18 protein-coding genes are annotated in these 15,517 nt (G+C 72.6%); 10 read left to right on the top strand and 8 right to left on the bottom strand.

Features of this window, described 5'->3' with window-relative positions:
• Nucleotides 1–134: 134 nt before the first annotated feature.
• The gene (locus OG982_RS11885; RefSeq protein ID WP_266787574.1) at nucleotides 135–344 is read left to right on the top strand and encodes a DUF397 domain-containing protein; all 210 of its coding nucleotides are present in this window, start codon (nucleotides 135–137) and stop codon (nucleotides 342–344) included.
• 163 nt (nucleotides 345–507) lie between these two features.
• On the opposite strand, the gene OG982_RS11890 is transcribed toward OG982_RS11885, so the two are convergent.
• Nucleotides 508–1,428, bottom strand: a complete 921-nt coding sequence (locus OG982_RS11890) for a hypothetical protein (protein ID WP_266948517.1) — start codon at nucleotides 1,426–1,428, stop codon at nucleotides 508–510.
• A 118-nt stretch (nucleotides 1,429–1,546) separates the two neighbouring features.
• Between OG982_RS11890 and OG982_RS11895 the strand changes: the two genes are divergently transcribed.
• The 3 genes from OG982_RS11895 (at nucleotide 1,547) to OG982_RS11905 (ending at nucleotide 6,326) form a co-directional block, all read left to right on the top strand.
• On the top strand, nucleotides 1,547–2,779 hold the full coding sequence (locus OG982_RS11895; RefSeq protein ID WP_266787570.1) for an FG-GAP-like repeat-containing protein: 1,233 nt from the start codon (nucleotides 1,547–1,549) through the stop codon (nucleotides 2,777–2,779).
• A 141-nt stretch (nucleotides 2,780–2,920) separates the two neighbouring features.
• Complete coding sequence (locus OG982_RS11900) at nucleotides 2,921–3,709, top strand: SDR family oxidoreductase (protein ID WP_266948518.1); 789 nt, start codon at nucleotides 2,921–2,923, stop codon at nucleotides 3,707–3,709.
• 40 nt (nucleotides 3,710–3,749) lie between these two features.
• Entirely contained in the window at nucleotides 3,750–6,326 is a 2,577-nt protein-coding gene (locus tag OG982_RS11905) for a bifunctional FO biosynthesis protein CofGH (RefSeq protein ID WP_266948520.1), read from the top strand.
• A gap of 89 nt (nucleotides 6,327–6,415) precedes the next feature.
• Here OG982_RS11905 and OG982_RS11910 read toward each other — a convergent pair whose 3' ends face one another.
• Nucleotides 6,416–7,501, bottom strand: coding sequence for a tyrosine-protein phosphatase (locus OG982_RS11910; protein ID WP_266948522.1), 1,086 nt, complete (start codon nucleotides 7,499–7,501; stop codon nucleotides 6,416–6,418).
• Between the two features lie 226 nt (nucleotides 7,502–7,727).
• On the opposite strand from OG982_RS11910, the gene OG982_RS11915 reads away from it, so the two are divergent.
• Nucleotides 7,728–8,912, top strand: coding sequence for an ADP-ribosylglycohydrolase family protein (locus OG982_RS11915; RefSeq protein WP_266948523.1), 1,185 nt, complete (start codon nucleotides 7,728–7,730; stop codon nucleotides 8,910–8,912).
• A 187-nt stretch (nucleotides 8,913–9,099) separates the two neighbouring features.
• Here the strand turns inward: OG982_RS11915 and OG982_RS11920 are convergent, their stop codons facing one another.
• Nucleotides 9,100–9,837 carry a hypothetical protein gene (locus OG982_RS11920; RefSeq protein WP_266787560.1) on the bottom strand — a complete coding sequence of 246 codons (738 nt, stop codon included), beginning with the start codon at nucleotides 9,835–9,837 and terminating at the stop codon, nucleotides 9,100–9,102.
• Nucleotides 9,838–9,923: 86 nt separating this feature from the next.
• Between OG982_RS11920 and OG982_RS11925 the strand changes: the two genes are divergently transcribed.
• Nucleotides 9,924–10,784 (top strand): TIGR03619 family F420-dependent LLM class oxidoreductase, encoded by an 861-nt coding sequence (locus OG982_RS11925; protein ID WP_266787558.1) that lies wholly within the window; start codon nucleotides 9,924–9,926, stop codon nucleotides 10,782–10,784.
• Between the two features lie 52 nt (nucleotides 10,785–10,836).
• Here the strand turns inward: OG982_RS11925 and OG982_RS11930 are convergent, their stop codons facing one another.
• A complete protein-coding gene (locus tag OG982_RS11930) occupies nucleotides 10,837–11,316 on the bottom strand; it encodes an ATP-binding protein (protein ID WP_266787556.1) in 480 nt (159 codons plus the stop codon).
• Between the two features lie 129 nt (nucleotides 11,317–11,445).
• On the opposite strand from OG982_RS11930, the gene OG982_RS11935 reads away from it, so the two are divergent.
• Entirely contained in the window at nucleotides 11,446–12,282 is an 837-nt protein-coding gene (locus tag OG982_RS11935; protein WP_266949894.1) for a helix-turn-helix transcriptional regulator, read from the top strand.
• Nucleotides 12,279–12,521 (top strand): DUF397 domain-containing protein, encoded by a 243-nt coding sequence (locus OG982_RS11940; protein ID WP_266948525.1) that lies wholly within the window; start codon nucleotides 12,279–12,281, stop codon nucleotides 12,519–12,521. The genes OG982_RS11935 and OG982_RS11940 overlap by 4 nt, the downstream gene beginning before the upstream one ends.
• On the opposite strand, the gene OG982_RS11945 is transcribed toward OG982_RS11940, so the two are convergent.
• From OG982_RS11945 to OG982_RS11955, 3 genes are read right to left on the bottom strand one after another with little or no spacing between them, the layout of a single operon-like run.
• On the bottom strand, nucleotides 12,518–12,853 hold the full coding sequence (locus tag OG982_RS11945; RefSeq protein WP_266787549.1) for a hypothetical protein: 336 nt from the start codon (nucleotides 12,851–12,853) through the stop codon (nucleotides 12,518–12,520). The two genes, OG982_RS11940 and OG982_RS11945, sit on opposite strands and share 4 nt — an antisense overlap.
• Nucleotides 12,854–12,911: 58 nt before the next feature.
• Nucleotides 12,912–13,706: a DUF4239 domain-containing protein gene (locus OG982_RS11950; RefSeq protein ID WP_266787548.1), complete on the bottom strand. Its 795-nt coding sequence runs from the start codon at nucleotides 13,704–13,706 to the stop codon at nucleotides 12,912–12,914.
• 7 nt (nucleotides 13,707–13,713) lie between these two features.
• Complete coding sequence (locus tag OG982_RS11955) at nucleotides 13,714–14,100, bottom strand: helix-turn-helix domain-containing protein (RefSeq protein WP_266787546.1); 387 nt, start codon at nucleotides 14,098–14,100, stop codon at nucleotides 13,714–13,716.
• A 59-nt stretch (nucleotides 14,101–14,159) separates the two neighbouring features.
• On the opposite strand from OG982_RS11955, the gene OG982_RS11960 reads away from it, so the two are divergent.
• Together OG982_RS11960 and OG982_RS11965 are read left to right on the top strand one after the other, a co-directional pair.
• Nucleotides 14,160–14,780: an NAD(P)H-binding protein gene (locus OG982_RS11960; protein ID WP_266787544.1), complete on the top strand. Its 621-nt coding sequence runs from the start codon at nucleotides 14,160–14,162 to the stop codon at nucleotides 14,778–14,780.
• Nucleotides 14,777–15,211, top strand: a complete 435-nt coding sequence (locus OG982_RS11965) for a nitroreductase/quinone reductase family protein (RefSeq protein ID WP_266787542.1) — start codon at nucleotides 14,777–14,779, stop codon at nucleotides 15,209–15,211. Before OG982_RS11960 ends, OG982_RS11965 begins: the two co-directional genes overlap by 4 nt.
• On the opposite strand, the gene OG982_RS11970 is transcribed toward OG982_RS11965, so the two are convergent.
• Nucleotides 15,208–15,498 carry a hypothetical protein gene (locus OG982_RS11970; RefSeq protein WP_266948526.1) on the bottom strand — a complete coding sequence of 97 codons (291 nt, stop codon included), beginning with the start codon at nucleotides 15,496–15,498 and terminating at the stop codon, nucleotides 15,208–15,210. The two genes, OG982_RS11965 and OG982_RS11970, sit on opposite strands and share 4 nt — an antisense overlap.
• Nucleotides 15,499–15,517: the final 19 nt, after the last annotated feature.

Raw genomic sequence — 15,517 nt, forward strand, 5'->3', positions numbered from 1 at the left:
AGACCTGAATGGAATATGCCACTCGGTCGGGTGAACGCCCTCTTCACCCGCCGAGTGCGGCGGGTAGCGTCGATCACGTCGGCCGGGGAAATGGCCGGCAGTCACCGGAACTACTCGCTGAACCGGAGAGAAACATGGCTATTCGTCAGGGCGCCACGGAAAACTGGACCAAGTCCTCCTACTCCGCGAACGGCGCCTGCGTCGAGGTCAAGTCCCCCGTCACGGAAGCGATCGCGGTGCGCGACTCGAAGGCGACGGACGGTCCGTCCCTCACCTTCGCGCCGGGATCCTGGACCTCGTTCGTCGCCGACGTCACCGAGGGCCGGCTGGGACGTCTCGCCTGAACGTCGAGGCGCACATCCCAGCCACCGCTCCACGAACGATCAGCGCCACCAGCACCACAGGAACGACACGCACCACCCGCAGTACTGACTGGAGCCCTCTCGTCCGGCCCGCCGTCCTGGCCGAGGGGGCTCGGCCATGCCCGGCGTGTCGCACCGGCCGCGGCTACCGCCGCAACCGGTCCACGTACCGGTCCGTCCCCGGCACGGTCGGGATGAACGGAGCCACCAGCTCCACCCGGCCCAGCCCAGCCCCTGCGACCTCCGTGTCCAGCCCCTCGAAGCGGTCCCAGCAGGTACGCGGATCCGCCTCCAGGAACCACAGCAGGGTCAGCCGGGTGTCGATCCCCTCGACCTGCTTCACGTAGGTCATCCGGTCCCCCGGCAGCGGCGTCGGCCGGAACACCGTCACCATCGCCGCCGGGGACCCCGCCAGCCGCCGCGGCAGGGCCCGCGAGCGCAGCCACTCCAGCAGCTCGGCCCGCTGTGCGGGCCCCTCGGCGTCGACGACCTGCACCACGAGCCCCGCGTACGGGTGGTCGAGGGCGTGGAAGTCCCGGGGGCCGGTGGCCCCGTCGCGGTAGACCGTCGCCACGTGGTCCTGGAAGGCCGTGAAGACGTGCGTGCGGTCCTGGTAGACGCGGCCGTCTCGGTTCAGCCGCTTGTTGATCCCGACGGTCCACTTCATGTGCTCGTCGTAGCGGCCCTCGGTCACCCAGTACGTGGAGATGTAACACCCCGCGGTGACCGGCTGGGCGACCGCCGACTTCTCCGGGTAGCGCAGCTCCTGCAGCTCCCGGGTCGCCACCCAGCGGCGCCCGGCGTACATCCAGGGCATGGCCATCGCCCCGGCGTAGTAGTGGTCGTCCTCGTACCAGCGGTTGTAGGCGTACTCGTGGCCCGGGTGCGGTTCGACCATGGTGATCAGCGCGTGTCCGGGCCTGACCCCGTACGGCCCCACGGCCGCGAGCTCGGCGTACGCGTCGACCCGGGTGTCGTCCTGCCCGGCGGCCTGTCCTGCCGCCCGTCCTGCTGCCTGTCCTGCTGCCTGTCCTGCTCCCAGCCCTGCTGTCTCTTCGGTCGTCATGGGACCGGTGTATCTGATGGAGCATCAGTTGGGGAGATGTCCGACCCCTCCTCCTTCCGGCCGGCGGCCCGGCGCTAATCTGCCTCGCACATCACCATCAGGGGGGAAGCGCTCACACATGCGCACTGCACTTCTGCGCGGGCTGGCCACAGGGCTCGGCCTCGCGATCGGCGGCCTGGGTCTGGCCGCCACCACGGCGGCGCCCGCCCAGGCCGCCCCGGCCAAGTACGAGAACTGCCCGACCGGCTACTTCTGCGCCTGGACGAACGACGCCGCGACCGGGCCGATGCTCAAGGTCAACACGGACCAGCCGACCCTCGGCGCGTTCGACAACAAGATGTGGGCCACGAGCAACCGCACCGACAAGATCGCCTGCCTGTACTCGGAGCCCAACTACGGGTTCGGCTCCTACTGGGCGGACCGGCCGAACGGGCCCGGCGGCGGCTCGTCCGGCCCGGCCGAGTCCGACAAGAGCTCGATCAAGTTCGTGCTCACCGACCGCGAGTGCGGCCTCAACGCCTACCCGCGCTGGTACGCCGAGACCTCGCCGGTCAAGACCGGCTTCGGCGACCTCGACAACGACCGGCGCTCCGACGTCCTCGTCCGCGACGAGGCCGGCCGGCTGTGGTTCCTGCCCGGCGACGGCACGGGCAAGAAGGTCGGCAGCGGCGGCTGGAACGGCATGAGCGCCCTGACCCGGCACGGCGACTTCACCGGCGACGGCAAGGAGGACGTCGTCGCGCGCGAGGCGTCCACCGGCAAGCTGTGGCTGTACCCGGGCGAGGGCAACGGCTGGCTCGGCGACCGCAAGCTCATCGGCAGCGGCGGCTGGAACGGCATGTCGCTGATCACCGCGTTCGGCGACCACACGGGCGACGGCCGCAGCGACGTGGTCGCGCGCGAGACCTCCACCGGCAAGCTCTGGCTCTACCCGGGCACCGCCTCGGGCCTGGCCGACCGGGTCCTGATCGGGCGCAGCGGCTGGGGCGTCATGAACGCGCTCGTCGGCGCGGGCGACATGAACGGCGACGGACGTCCCGACCTGGTCGCGCGCGAGACCTCGACCGGGAAGCTCTGGCTCTACCCGGGCACCGCCTCGGGCCTGGCCGACCGGGTGCTGATCGGCCGCAGCGGCTGGAACGTCATGGAGACGTTCCTGGCGGTCGGCGACTACTCGGGCGACGGTCTGGTCGACCTCGCGACGGTCACCAACGACAAGTACACGGCCGACGGCTGGTCGGTGTCGGGCCACCCGGGCTGGCTCCTGTCCTACACGGGCCGGGGCAACGGGCTCGTGAACGACCGCGTGCAGGTGGACGGCGACTGGTACCGCCTGAACGGCTCCTTCTAGCAGCACCCGCACGACCCGCGCGGCCCGCGTTCGCCACCCAGGCGGACGCGGGCCGCTGCGCGTCCCCCTTCCCTCCTCCGCCACCACCCCCTACCCTGACGCCCCGTCAGATATGGCCCAGCCGCCCCCGGAGGACCCGTCATGCCGTTGTTGCGAGGGAAGACCGTCATCGTCTCCGGCGTCGGGGCCGGGCTCGGGCACCAGGTGGCCGCCGCCGTCGTGCGCGACGGGGGGAACGCCGTGCTCGGGGCGCGGACCGAGGCGAATCTGGCCAAGGCCGCCGCCGAGATCGACCCGGACGGCGCCCACACCGCGTACCGGCCCACCGACATCACCGACGAGGCGCAGTGCGAGGCCCTCGCCGCCTTGGCGCAGGAGCGCTTCGGCGGGGTCGACGCCGTCGTGCACGTCGCCGCCTGGGACTCCTACTTCGGCGGGATCGAGGACGCCGATTTCGGGACCTGGCAGCAGATCGTCGACGTCAACCTGCTCGGCACGCTGAGGATGACCCGCGCGTGTCTGCCCGCGCTCAAGGAGGCCGGCGGCGGCTCCGTCGTCATCATCGGCACCCAGTCCGCCGTGGCGGCCCCCAACGAGGTGCAGCAGGCCGCCTACGCCGCCTCCAAGGGGGCTCTGACCTCAGCCATGTACTCCATGGCCCGCGAGCTCGGCCCCCACCGGATCCGGGTCAACACCGTGCTCCCCGGCTGGATGTGGGGACCTCCGGTGCAGGCGTTCGTCACCTTCACCGCCCACACCGAGGGCGTTCCCGAGGCCGAGGTGCACGCCCGCCTCACCGAGCGGATGGCGCTTCCGGACCTCGCCACCGACGGGGACGTGGCCGACGCCGCCGTCTTCCTCGCCTCCGACCGGGCCAGGGCGATAACCGGCCAGTCGCTGCTGGTCAACGCCGGTGAGGTGATGCGGTGACGCCCTCCACCACCGTACGGACGGATCGTATGCTCGGGCCATGACCACTCCGAGTGACGCTCCGACCGACAACGCGATGCGCCGCGCGCTCCGGCGGGCCCGCGACGGCGTCGCGCTCGACGCGACCGAGGCGGCCGTACTCCTCCAGGCGCGCGGCGAGGCCCTCACCGACCTCGCCGCCTCAGCCGCCCGGGTCCGCGACGCCGGCCTCGCCGCCGCCGGGCGGCCGGGCGTCATCACGTACTCGCGCAAGGTCTTCATCCCGCTGACGCGCCTGTGTCGTGACAAGTGCCACTACTGCACCTTCGTCACCGTCCCCGGCAAGCTCCGCAAGGCCGGCCACGGCATGTACCTCTCCCCCGACGAGGTCCTCGACATCGCCCGCCAGGGCGCGGCCATGGGCTGCAAGGAGGCCCTGTTCACCCTCGGCGACCGCCCCGAGGACCGCTGGCCGGAGGCCCGCGAGTGGCTCGACGCGCACGGCTACGACGACACCCTCGCCTACGTACGGGCCATGGCGATCCGCGTCCTGGAGGAGACGGGGCTGCTCCCCCACCTCAACCCCGGGGTCCTGTCCTGGTCCGAGCTCCAGCGCCTCAAGCCCGTCGCGCCGTCCATGGGCATGATGCTGGAGACCACCGCCACCCGCCTGTGGTCCGAGCCCGGCGGCCCCCACCACGGCTCCCCCGACAAGGACCCCGCCGTCCGGCTGCGCGTCCTGGAGGACGCGGGCCGCTCCAACGTGCCGTTCACCACCGGGGTCCTGATCGGCATCGGCGAGTCCTACGAGGAGCGCGCCGACGCGTTCTTCGAGCTCCGCCGGATCCAGCGCAGCTACCACGGCATCCAGGAAGTCATCGTCCAGAACTTCCGGGCCAAGCCCGACACCGCCATGCGCGGCATGCCCGACGCCGAGCTGGAGGAGCTCGCCGCCGCCATCGCGGTGGCCCGCCACATCCTCGGCCCGTCGGCCCGCATCCAGGCCCCGCCGAACCTGGTCGACGCCGAGTACGCCCTGCTGATCGGCGCCGGCATCGACGACTGGGGCGGCGTCTCGCCGCTCACCCCCGACCACGTCAACCCCGAGCGGCCCTGGCCGCACATCGAGGAGCTGGCGGAGCGCACCGCCGCCGCGGGCTTCGCGCTGCGCGAGCGGCTCACCGTCTACCCGGAGTTCCTCCAGCGCGGCGAGCCCTGGCTGGACCCCCGCCTGCTGCCGCACGTACGGGCGCTGGCCGACGGGGAGACCGGGCTGGCGGACGAGTCGGCGGCCGTGGAGGGCCGGCCGTGGCAGGAGCCCGACGAGGGCTTCACCGCGTACGGGCGCACCGACCTGCACACCTCGATCGACACCGAGGGCCGCACCGGCGACCGCCGCGAGGACTTCGACCACGTCTACGGCGACTGGGAGGCGCTGCGCGAGGCCGCGGCCCCCGGGATGGTGCCCCAGCGCATCGACACCGACGTACGGGCGGCCCTCGCGCAGGCGGCCGACGATCCGACGAACCTCACCGACGACCAGGCCCTCGCCCTGCTGCACGCGGACGGCCCGGCGCTGGACGCGCTGTGCCGGATCGCGGACGACCTGCGCAAGTCGGTGGTGGGCGACGAGGTCACGTACATCGTCACCCGGAACATCAACTTCACCAACGTCTGCTACACCGGCTGCCGGTTCTGCGCGTTCGCGCAGCGCCGTACGGACGCCGACGCGTACACCCTCTCCCTGGACCAGGTCGCGGACCGCGCGGCCCAGGCCTGGGACGTGGGCGCGGTCGAGGTCTGCATGCAGGGCGGCATCCACCCGGACCTGCCGGGCACGGCGTACTTCGACATCGCGCGGGCGGTGAAGGAGCGGGTCCCGGGCATGCACGTGCACGCGTTCTCGCCGATGGAGGTCGTCAACGGCGCGACGCGCACGGGCATGTCGGTACGGGACTGGCTGACGGCGGCCAAGGAGGCCGGGCTGGACTCCATCCCGGGCACGGCGGCGGAGATCCTGGACGACGAGGTCCGCTGGGTGCTCACCAAGGGCAAGCTGCCCACGGCGGACTGGATCGACGTCATCACCACGGCGCACGAGCTGGGCATCCGCTCCTCCTCCACCATGATGTACGGGCACGTGGACCAGCCCCGCCACTGGCTCGGCCACTTGCGCACCCTGGCCCGGATCCAGCAGCGGACCGGTGGCTTCACGGAGTTCGTGACGCTCCCGTTCATCCACACCAACGCCCCCGTGTACCTCGCGGGCATCGCCCGCCCGGGCCCGACGGTCCGCGACAACCGGGCGGTGACGGCGATGGCCCGGATCCTGCTGCACCCGCACATCACCAACATCCAGACGAGCTGGGTGAAGCTGGGCGCGGAGGGCGCGGCCGAAATGCTGCGGTCGGGCGCGAACGACCTCGGCGGGACGCTGATGGAGGAGACCATCTCGCGGATGGCCGGATCGAGTTACGGCTCGTACAAGTCGGTACGGGACCTGATCGCGGTCGCGGAGGCGGCCGGCCGTCCCGCGAAGGCCCGTACGACGCTGTACGGGGAAGTGCCGCGGGAACGTCAGCGGGCGGCCGCGGCCTCGGACGGGCACCTGCCGGAGCTGCTGCCCGTCCTGGACTGACGCCCGTCCTGGACCGACGCCGGGGTGACGCGTACGGGAAGAGCCCGGCCGGGACAGCCGGCCGGGCTCTTGTCCCGTGTCGAGCGGTGTCAGCCGACGAGCAGGTCCCGCTTCAGTTCCTTGAGCTCGCGGGCGTCGACCCCGAGCCCGTTCTTCAGGTAGCGGTCGAAGGTGCCGTACTCCGCCTTGACCTCGTCGTAGCCGGAGTTCAGGTACTCGGGGCGGACGTCGAGGAGCGGCTTGTACACGGCGGCCTGGGCGGCCGGGAGGTGCGAGAGGATCGCGTCGTTGGCGGCCTTGCGGTAGTCGTTGCTGGCCAGGTAGTCGGCCATCACCGTCTCCTGCGGGACGCCGAGGGCGGTCAGCAGGGTGGCGTTCGCCCAGCCCGTGCGGTCCTTGCCGGCGGTGCAGTGGAAGAGGGCGGAGCGGCCGCGGTCGTTCTGGACGCCCTCGAAGACCTGCGTGTAGGCCTTCTTGCCGCCGTCGCCGCTGACCATGGCCTTCTCGGCGTCGATCATGCTCTTGACGGCCTCGTCCGGGGACTTCGGCATGGTCTGGAAGGACGGGGAGCCCGCGAACACGTCGGCGACGACGTACGCGGCGCCGGCCGGGACCTTGTCGGCGTCCTTGGTGCGCTCGTCCTGCATGCGCAGGTCGAAGACGGTCTTGACGCGCAGCCGCTGGAGCTTGGCGAGGTCGTTCGCGGTGAGCTTGTGCAGGGCGTCCGAGCGGTAGATCTCGCCCATCTTGACCCACTGGCCGTTGGTGGTGCGGTAGCCGCCCGCGTCACGGAAGTTGGCGGTGCCCTCCAGCGTGATCAGCCGGTCGGCCAGGCGCAGGCCCTCGCCGCGCTCCGGCTTGAAGTCGAACCACTGGCGGTCGGCGGCGGGCAGGCCCTTGACCACGGCCTGGCCCTGGGCGCCGCCCTTGGCGACGACCTTGCCGTTCGCCTTGATCTCGACGCGCTTGATGCCCTTGGCGGTCCACTTCAGCGTGTAGGAGCCGTCGGCTCCGGCGGTGACGGTGGCCTCGGTGAACGGGATGGCGGGCTGGTTGTGCCGGTGGCCGTCGTTCCAGGGGAAGTCCCAGCCGGAGGCGGAGGCGGCGGGGGCCACGACCAGGGATGCGGTGAGCGCGGAGGCGACGACGGTCGCGGCGAGGAGTGCCTTCTTCATGCCCTTGAGGCTGGGCGCCCGCGGGAAACCTCACATGAACGGGGAGTGGCCGAAAACAGCCGGCCCGACGGACAGTGGCAAAACGTGCCACATGATCAATTCATGCCGTGAACACTTCGCTTTCCGGCCGTTCTCCGGTCACTTACGGGCTGTCCGACTCTCCGCTTCCGGTTTCGACCGGACATGTCCACTACAGTGCGCGCCAGAGCCAGCGGGGGGAATCGGCATGGACACGACGGCTACGACGGCCGCCACGGAAACGGGCACATCGGCGACGGCGACGGGAGTGACCGCGACCGCCCTGTGGGGCCGCGCCGAGCAGCAGGACTTCCGCAGCCGTGTCCGCGGCGCCCTCCTCGGCTCCGCCATCGGCGACGCCCTCGGCGCCCCCGTCGCCGGCCTCACCCTCACCGGCATCCGCGAGACCCACGGCCCCCGGGGCCTGACCGAACTCGCCCCCGCCTACGGCCGCCGGGGCGCCGTCACCGCCTCCACCCAGCTCACCCTCTTCACCGTCGACGGCCTGATCCGCGCCCACGTACGCCGCGACACCGGCGCCTGGCACCCGCCGACCGACATCCACCGCGCCCACCGCCGCTGGCTGGCGACCCAGCACGACTGGGGCCCCGACGAGCGGCGCAAGGACAACGGCTGGCTGGCCCGGGAGGAGTGGCTCTACGCCCGCCGGGCCCCCGACCGGGCCTGCATGACCGGCTTCGCCGACGACGTCCTCGGCACCCCCGACCGGCCGAAGAACCCGACCGCGCGCACCGCGGCCGCCGCCGCCCGCTCGGCGCCGTTCGGGCTGCTGGTGGGCTGGGAGCCCGCGCTGGTGTTCCAGCTCGCCGTGGAATGCGCCGCGCAGAGCCACGGGCATCCTTGCGCGTACCTCTCCGCCGGGGCCTTCGCCGTGATCGTCCACGGCCTGACCCGGGGCGAGCCGCTGCACGCCGCCGTCCAGCGCGCCCTCGCCCTGCTCGCCACCCGCCCCGCGCACGAGCCCGTCACGGACGCCCTGCAGCGCGCGCTCGCCGCCGTCACCGGCGCCGCGCCCGGACCCGAGGTCGTCGCGTCCCTCTCCCCGGGCGACGGCCGCGACGGCCATGCCGCCGAGGACGCCCTCGCCGTCGCCGTTTACAGCGCCCTCGTCGCCGAGGACATCCCGCACGGCCTGCGCCTCGCCGTCAACCACGCCGGCGACTCCGCCGCCACCGGCGCGCTCTGCGGGGCGCTGCTCGGCGCCCTGCACGGCGAGACCGCCCTGCCGCCCGGCTGGCTCACCGACCTCCAGGGCCGCGCCACCCTCCTGGAGGCGGCCGACGACTTCGCCCTGGAGATGACCCAGGGCCCGGCCCTCCACGGCCCGACCACCCCGGCCCCCTCCTGGCTCACCCGCTACCCCCGCGACTGACCGCACGCCTACGGCCGCCCACTCGGGGCCGACGGATCACGCGGGCCACCCGGGCACGGGCGGCAGGTCACGCGCGCCACACGGCCCGGCTCACGGAACACGCGGGCCACCCGGGCACGGGGCGGCAGGTCACGCGCGCCCACCCGGGCACGGCCCGCGCCCGGCTGCCCCTCGGTCGTCCGGGCGGCTAGCCCCGCGGCACCACCCACAGCGCCTCGCCCACCGCGCAGAGTTCCCCGGCCGCGGTGGCGAGCGCCGTGCCCACCGTGTACTTGCGGCCGCCGCTCTCCCGCATCCAGGCGTACGAGACCAGCCCCGCCCCCGCGAGGACCGGCACCGGCCGCAGCAGCCGCGCCGTCAGCGCCGCCGTCACCGCCCCGGCCGGCCGCCCGTCGAGCAGCCGCCCGGCCGCGTTCCCCGGGCAGTCCAGCGCGCCCCACACCAGCTCGTCCGGCAGCGTCCCCGCCCCTGCGGCGAGTTCGGGTCCCGGCGTCCACGCGGCGGCGACCACGTCCCGCCCGGCCACCCGCCCGCAGTGCAGCCGCAGCCCCGTCCCCGGCGTCCGGTCCAGCCCGCAGCCGAAGCAGTCGACCTGCCCCTCCGGCGGCGCCGCCCGGTACGCCTCGGCCGCCGCCGACGCCTGCGCCCAGGACGGCACCGGCGGCAGCTCCCCGGCCTCCCACGGCACCGGGAGCGCGGCCGCCAGCAGCAGCTCCCCGTCCATCAGCGCGCTGCCGCCGTCCGGGGCCTCGGCGAAGGACACCGCCGTCCCGACCGGCACGGGCCGCCGGAAGTCGACCCGTACCGCCTCCGCACCCACCCGGGCCGCCAGGACGCCCGCCACGTACCCGCCGAACGCCACCCCCGGATACCCGTGCAGCCGCTCCGGCACCGTGATCGTCTTCGCGTCCGTTCCGTCACCCATGCCCGCCACTTCCTCACTCGCCCCCTGCCGCGTTCGCACGGAACGCCGTACGTTGGCCGCCCCACGTATCGGAGGTGCCATCACTCATGCGGATCGCCGCGACCATCTTCCTCACCGACCGCACCGTCTCCCCCACCAGCCTCGCCCGGACGCTCGAAGAGCGCGGCTTCTCCGGCCTCTACCTCCCGGAGCACACCCACATCCCCGTCGCCCGCGACACCGCCGCGCCCATGGGCGGCGAACTCCCGGAGATGTACGGACGCACCCTCGACCCGTTCGTCGCCCTCGGGCAGGCCGCCGCCGTGACCGAGCGGCTGCACCTGGGCACCGGCATCACCCTGGTGGCCCAGCACGACCCGATCGGCCTCGCGAAGCAGGCGGCCACCCTGGACCACCTCTCCGGCGGCCGCCTCACGCTCGGCATCGGCTACGGATGGAACGTCGAGGAGGCCGCCGACCACGGCGTCGAGTGGCGCACCCGCCGCGAACTGGTCCGGGACAAGATGGCGCTGATGCGCGCGCTGTGGGCGCCGCAGCCGACCGCGTACGTCGGCCAGTTCTGCTCCGTCGAGGCCAGCGCGGCGTACCCCAAGCCGGTCCAGGCCCCCCGCGACCTCGGCGGCGGCCAGCCCCTGTACGGCCCCCGCACACTGCTCGGCGGCTCGGCCGGCCCGAAGCTGTTCGCAGCGATCGCCGACCACGGCGACGGCTGGATGCCGATCGGCGGACGCGGCCTGACCGAGTCCCTGCCGGTGCTGCGGGAGGTCTGGGAGACGGCGGGCCGGGACCCGAAGTCGCTCCGGATCGTCCCGTACGCGATCCAACCGAGCCCGGGCAAGCTGGCCCACTACGCCGACCTGGGCATCGACGAGGTCGTCGTCCAGCTCCCGTCGGCCACGGAGGCGGAACTCCTGCCAGTACTGGACGAGTTCGCGCAGTACCTCTGACGCCCCTGAGACCAGGGGGCCGTCGTCCGGGAGGGCTTCGGCCCGGAGGAGTTCACGAAGAGCGGCGCGATGCCGACGCCGCCCCTGAAGACGCCGGTCCTGCCGAAGCCCTGAGGCTGAGCTCGGCCCACACCGTCTTGCCGACGACGCGGTCGCAGACGCCCCAGCCGACGGCGACCGCGTCGACGAGCCGCAGCCCGTACCCGGACTCGGCCTGGTACGCGTGCGGGGCGACCTCCGGCCGCCGGTCCCGCCGCGCGTCGGAGACCTCGATGCGGAGCACCCCCTCCAGCAGCACCATCCGCAACTCGAAGCCCCGACCCGGAACCAGGCCGTGGACAACGGCGTTGGCGGCGAGCTCGGCGACGAGGAGCCCGGCGTCGTCGGAGACCCGGGTGCGCTCGGGAATCCCCCAGTCGTGCAGCTGGACGAGCGCCAGCTGCCGGGCGAGCCGGGCGCCCCGGCGGGTGGCGCTGAAACGCTGAGTGAACACGCGTACGAGGGTCCGGGCGGGGCCGGAAGGTGCGGTCATGGCGACCAACGTCCCGCCCGGCCTGGCGAGTTACCAGCGCTTCAACTACTACTTTTGAACTGTACGAGTTCACTCCCTGGACAGTGGGGGTTACGGTCCGTGAACATTTCGTTCGGGGAGGTGACCGCCATGGTGAGCGACGACGACAGCGGTGACTACGAGGGCAAATCCGATGCCAACCTGCGGAACTTCGGCGCAACGGTCAAGGCGTTCCGCAAGCGGGCTGGGTTAACACAGGAGCAACTAGCGCCGCTGGTCGGCTACTCGGTGCAGTACGTGGGATCGGTCGAGCAGGGCCGACGACATCCCTCCAGGAGGTTCGTCGACCGGGCAGAGGTGGCGCTCGACGCTTTCGGCGTGATCGAGATCGCAGCCAGGGAGCTGAGCCGACGCCGGGGCATCGCGTCCTGGTTCCACAGGTGGGCGGAGCTGGAAGAGGAAGCCGTCACGCTCAACACGTACGAGTGCCGATCGATCCCAGGCCTCCTTCAAACGGAGCGCTACGCACGCACGTTGATCGAGGACGTCCCACCCGTTCCCTCGCAGGAAGAGGTGGAGGCCCGTGTTTCAGCCCGCATGGAGCGCCAGGAAATACTCCGCCGCACGCCTCTCACGACCTTCAGCTTCATCATCGAGCTATCCGTGATCGAACGGCAGACAGGCGGGCCGGAGGTAACCAAGGAGCTGATCGACCACCTGCTGGAGTGCGCGGCGCTGCCCAATGTCGACATCCAGATCATGCCGACGATCCAGCCTCACCACTCGGGCACAGGCGGCCCCTTCTGCACGCTCGAAACCAGTGAGCATCAGTGGGTGGGCTACAGCGAAGGTCCGAAGTCAGGACGGGTAATCTCCGACCCGAAAGAGGTCAGCGCACTCAACCAGCGGTATGCCAAACTTCGCATCCAGGCCCTCAACCCTGCGGACAGCGTGGGCCTGTTGATGCGAATGCGAGGAAGACTGTGAACAGCTCCCAGTTGCGGTGGTTCAAGAGCAGCTACAGCAGCAGCGAGGGCGACAACTGCGTCGAGGTAGCCCTCTCCTGGCACAAGTCCACGTACAGCGGCAGCGAGGGTGACGACTGCGTCGAGGTCGCCTCCTGCGCCGACACCGTGCACATCCGCGACTCCAAGCTCACCGCGAGCCCCGAGCTGGCCGTCGGGCCCGCCTCCTGGACCGCGTTCCTGAGCGACGTCACCCGCTAGGGCGGCGGAATCGGTCCCGGGGCGGCGACGCCCGCCGCGGGGCGCCAAAAGCGCCCGTCGGGCAAGGCCTGACGGGCGCCGAGGAAGTAGTCGACATCGCGCTGGAACGCGAGGCCCGGGACGGCCCGGCACAGGTGGGGCCAGATGCTCGGCGCCACGTGGTACTCGCCGGCCACCATCCAGGGGTCGTCGCCCAGCACGAACAGGTGCCGGATCTCCAGGAACTGGTCCCGGGACAACGAGACGGACTGCGCTATCTCCTCGTCCGCGCCGAAGCCGGTCAGGTCCCAGACGAGGTTGTACCCGTCGGCGAATGGATAGTCGCTGCTCACGGCCTCAAGCTAGGCCGCCCCCACCCGCACCCGCACCTGCTTTTCGGCCCGCCGGCGACTACGACGCCGGCCAGAACTGGGCCAGCGCAGCCTCCTTGTACGGGGCCGGGGTGACGCTCAGCTCGCCCGCGAAGGGACGGTCCAGGACCATCACCAGCAGCAGGCTGAAGCCGATCAGCCCGGCCACCGCCGACACGAACACCAGCTGCATCTTCAGGCTCCGCAGCCCGAACAGGAACGTCAGCGGCAGGATCACCAGCGCGCCCCCGTACACCAGCACCTGCATCAGCGCCGGCAGGGACGTTTCGGCCATCGTGATGCGGGCCCGGCGCTGCGCCGCGACGTCGTTGAGGTGACTGGCGGCCTCCTGGTAGAAGGTCTCGCTGCGCGTGCCGACGGGTTCGTACGCCTGGAGCGCGGTGTACATGGCGTGCGTCTGCTGAGCGGTGGCGTCGTAGCTTGGCCGGCCCTCGCGCATCAGCGGCCACTGCACCTCGACGACGGCGTGGGCGTAGTCCCCGACGGCCCTCTCGACGCGCGCTCGTTCGGCGGGCGGGAAGGCCTCGGCGCTGCGGACGACGAGGGCCAGGTCGGTGGCTTCCGTCGCCACGATGGTCTGGGTGTTCTCCAACTGCGTCCAGAGGGTGACGACGACGAACGCGAGGATGATCCCGTAGATCGCGCCGAACATGCCGAGGGCGACGCCGACCATCTCGTTGTGCTCGCCGCCCGCGAGGTGCGGGAAGCGGCGGCGCGCGGCGAGGCTGCCGCCGACGGCTAGGGCGACGAAGCCGCCGACGAGGACGACGCCGAGCGAGAAGGTGCTGAGGTGGTTGAGCAACCAGAGGATCATGCGCTGTTCAACGACCGCCCCCGCCCGAGGACCCGCCCGCCTCCTGGGCGTCGATCAGCTCGTCCCAGTGTTCCCGGGTCCAGTCGCAGGCAGCGTCCAGCGGGCCGAGCAGGCCGCGGCCGAGCGGGGTGAGGGCGTAGTCGACGCGGCGCTCGGGGGTTTCGTACGCGGTGCGGGTGACGAAGCCGTCGCGCTCCAGCCCGCGCAGGGACTGCGTCAGGGACTTGGAGGTGATGCCGCGGATCGGGACCTTGAGCTCGGAGAAGCGGCGCGGGCCGGCCTCCAGGCAGCGCAGGATCAGGGTGGCCCACTTGTCGCCGACACGGAACGGGACGAGCGGCGACGGGCACACGGGGTCGAACATCTCCGGGTCCAGGGGCGGCGGTGTCGTCATGATCGACACCGTAGGCCGGTATCCGATCGGTAACCAGCCCCTTCCCTACGCTCGCCCGCATGACGAAGAAGCAGACGCATCCGAAGCAGCGGAAGATCATCGTGTTCGGCGCCGGCGGTCGGGTCGGGCGGGCCGCGGTCGCGCGGGCGCGGGCACTGGGGTACGAGGTCACACCGGCGGGCCGGGCCGACGGGGACGTGACCTCGGCGGCGGACGTTGCCCGGCTGGCGGCGGGCCACGACGCGGCCGTGGCCGCGGTGTACGACGCCCAGGCGGCACCCGGGGTGTTCTTCCCGGCGGTGGCGCGGGCGCTGGCCGAGGGGCTCCCGCGGGCGGGGGTGCGGCGGCTCGTGTCGGTCGGGCTGGCCTCCGTCCTGCCCACCGCGTCCGGGACCCTGCTGATGGACACCGCCGGGTATCCGCAGGAGTGGCGGGAGTTCTACGTCGGCCACGCGGCCGGTACCGAGGCCTTGCGGGCGGCCGCTCCGACGGGGCTGGACTGGGCGGTCCTGAGCCCGGCGGGCGACTTCGACCACGCGGGCGGGGCGGGCGGCGGATACGCGCTCGCCCCGGCCGACGCCGACGCCCGCGTCTCCCAGGCGGCCTTCGCGCGGGCCCTGCTGGCCGAGATCGAGGCGCCGTCGCTGCACGGCACGCACGCGGGGGTGGTCGCGGCGTGACGGCGACGGAATCCGTGACGGACAGCCCGAACGCGTGGGTCGCGGAGCACATCCGCCGCTTCGAGGAGACCGGCGGCCGCCCGCGGCCCGGGATCTCGGACCTGCTGCTGACCACCCGGGGCCGCCGCTCGGGGCTGCTGCGCCGCACGGCGCTGGCATACGTACGACACGGGGACGCCTACGTCCTGACGGCCTCGAACGCGGGCGCGGACCGTCACCCGGCCTGGTACCTGAACCTGGCCGCCGACCCGGCCGTGACCCTGCGGGTCGGCGCGGAGGAGTTCCCGGCGGCGGCCCGCCGCGCGAGCCCGGCCGAGGCGGAGCGGCTGTGGCCGGCGGTGGTGGCCGCGATGCCCTCGTACGCGGCGTACCGGGAGGCGACGGCGCGCGAGATCCCGCTGGTGCTGGTCACCCGTACGGAGTCCGGCTAGCCGACCTTCGGGGCGTGCGGGAGGCCGGACTTGAGGGCCGGTCCGGCGCCCGAGAGGGAGCCCTCCGTCGCCTGCGTGGTGGACCCGACGGCCGTCGCGGCCGCACCGACGGCCGTCTTCGTGTCCCGGACGGTCGACCCGGGGTGGTCGACGATCTCGCCGACGCGCTGCGTGATCGGCGGCCCCTTGATCTCGGGCCCCTCCGCGTGCGCGGCAACGGGCGTCAGGGCCAGCGCGGCCCCACCGGACAGAACCAGAGCGGCAAGGCCGCGCTTCATGAATGCCATGCCCTCCCCAACGACCCGC

Origin of the sequence: Streptomyces sp. NBC_01551 (genome assembly GCF_026339935.1) — a bacterium.
In the GTDB taxonomy this organism is placed as follows: domain Bacteria; phylum Actinomycetota; class Actinomycetes; order Streptomycetales; family Streptomycetaceae; genus Streptomyces.

Bases quoted from the DNA above. Each gene is read 5' to 3' on its own strand.
- OG982_RS11885 (WP_266787574.1), top strand. From the start codon at position 135: ATGGCTATTCGTCAGGGCGCCACGGAAAACTGGACCAAGTCCTCCTAC.
- OG982_RS11890 (WP_266948517.1), bottom strand. From the start codon at position 1,428: ATGACGACCGAAGAGACAGCAGGGCTGGGAGCAGGACAGGCAGCAGGA.
- OG982_RS11895 (WP_266787570.1), top strand. From the start codon at position 1,547: ATGCGCACTGCACTTCTGCGCGGGCTGGCCACAGGGCTCGGCCTCGCG.
- OG982_RS11900 (WP_266948518.1), top strand. From the start codon at position 2,921: ATGCCGTTGTTGCGAGGGAAGACCGTCATCGTCTCCGGCGTCGGGGCC.
- OG982_RS11905 (WP_266948520.1), top strand. From the start codon at position 3,750: ATGACCACTCCGAGTGACGCTCCGACCGACAACGCGATGCGCCGCGCG.
- OG982_RS11910 (WP_266948522.1), bottom strand. From the start codon at position 7,501: ATGAAGAAGGCACTCCTCGCCGCGACCGTCGTCGCCTCCGCGCTCACC.
- OG982_RS11915 (WP_266948523.1), top strand. From the start codon at position 7,728: ATGGACACGACGGCTACGACGGCCGCCACGGAAACGGGCACATCGGCG.
- OG982_RS11920 (WP_266787560.1), bottom strand. From the start codon at position 9,837: ATGGGTGACGGAACGGACGCGAAGACGATCACGGTGCCGGAGCGGCTG.
- OG982_RS11925 (WP_266787558.1), top strand. From the start codon at position 9,924: ATGCGGATCGCCGCGACCATCTTCCTCACCGACCGCACCGTCTCCCCC.
- OG982_RS11930 (WP_266787556.1), bottom strand. From the start codon at position 11,316: ATGACCGCACCTTCCGGCCCCGCCCGGACCCTCGTACGCGTGTTCACT.
- OG982_RS11935 (WP_266949894.1), top strand. From the start codon at position 11,446: ATGGTGAGCGACGACGACAGCGGTGACTACGAGGGCAAATCCGATGCC.
- OG982_RS11950 (WP_266787548.1), bottom strand. From the start codon at position 13,706: ATGATCCTCTGGTTGCTCAACCACCTCAGCACCTTCTCGCTCGGCGTC.
- OG982_RS11955 (WP_266787546.1), bottom strand. From the start codon at position 14,100: ATGACGACACCGCCGCCCCTGGACCCGGAGATGTTCGACCCCGTGTGC.
- OG982_RS11960 (WP_266787544.1), top strand. From the start codon at position 14,160: ATGACGAAGAAGCAGACGCATCCGAAGCAGCGGAAGATCATCGTGTTC.
- OG982_RS11970 (WP_266948526.1), bottom strand. From the start codon at position 15,498: ATGGCATTCATGAAGCGCGGCCTTGCCGCTCTGGTTCTGTCCGGTGGG.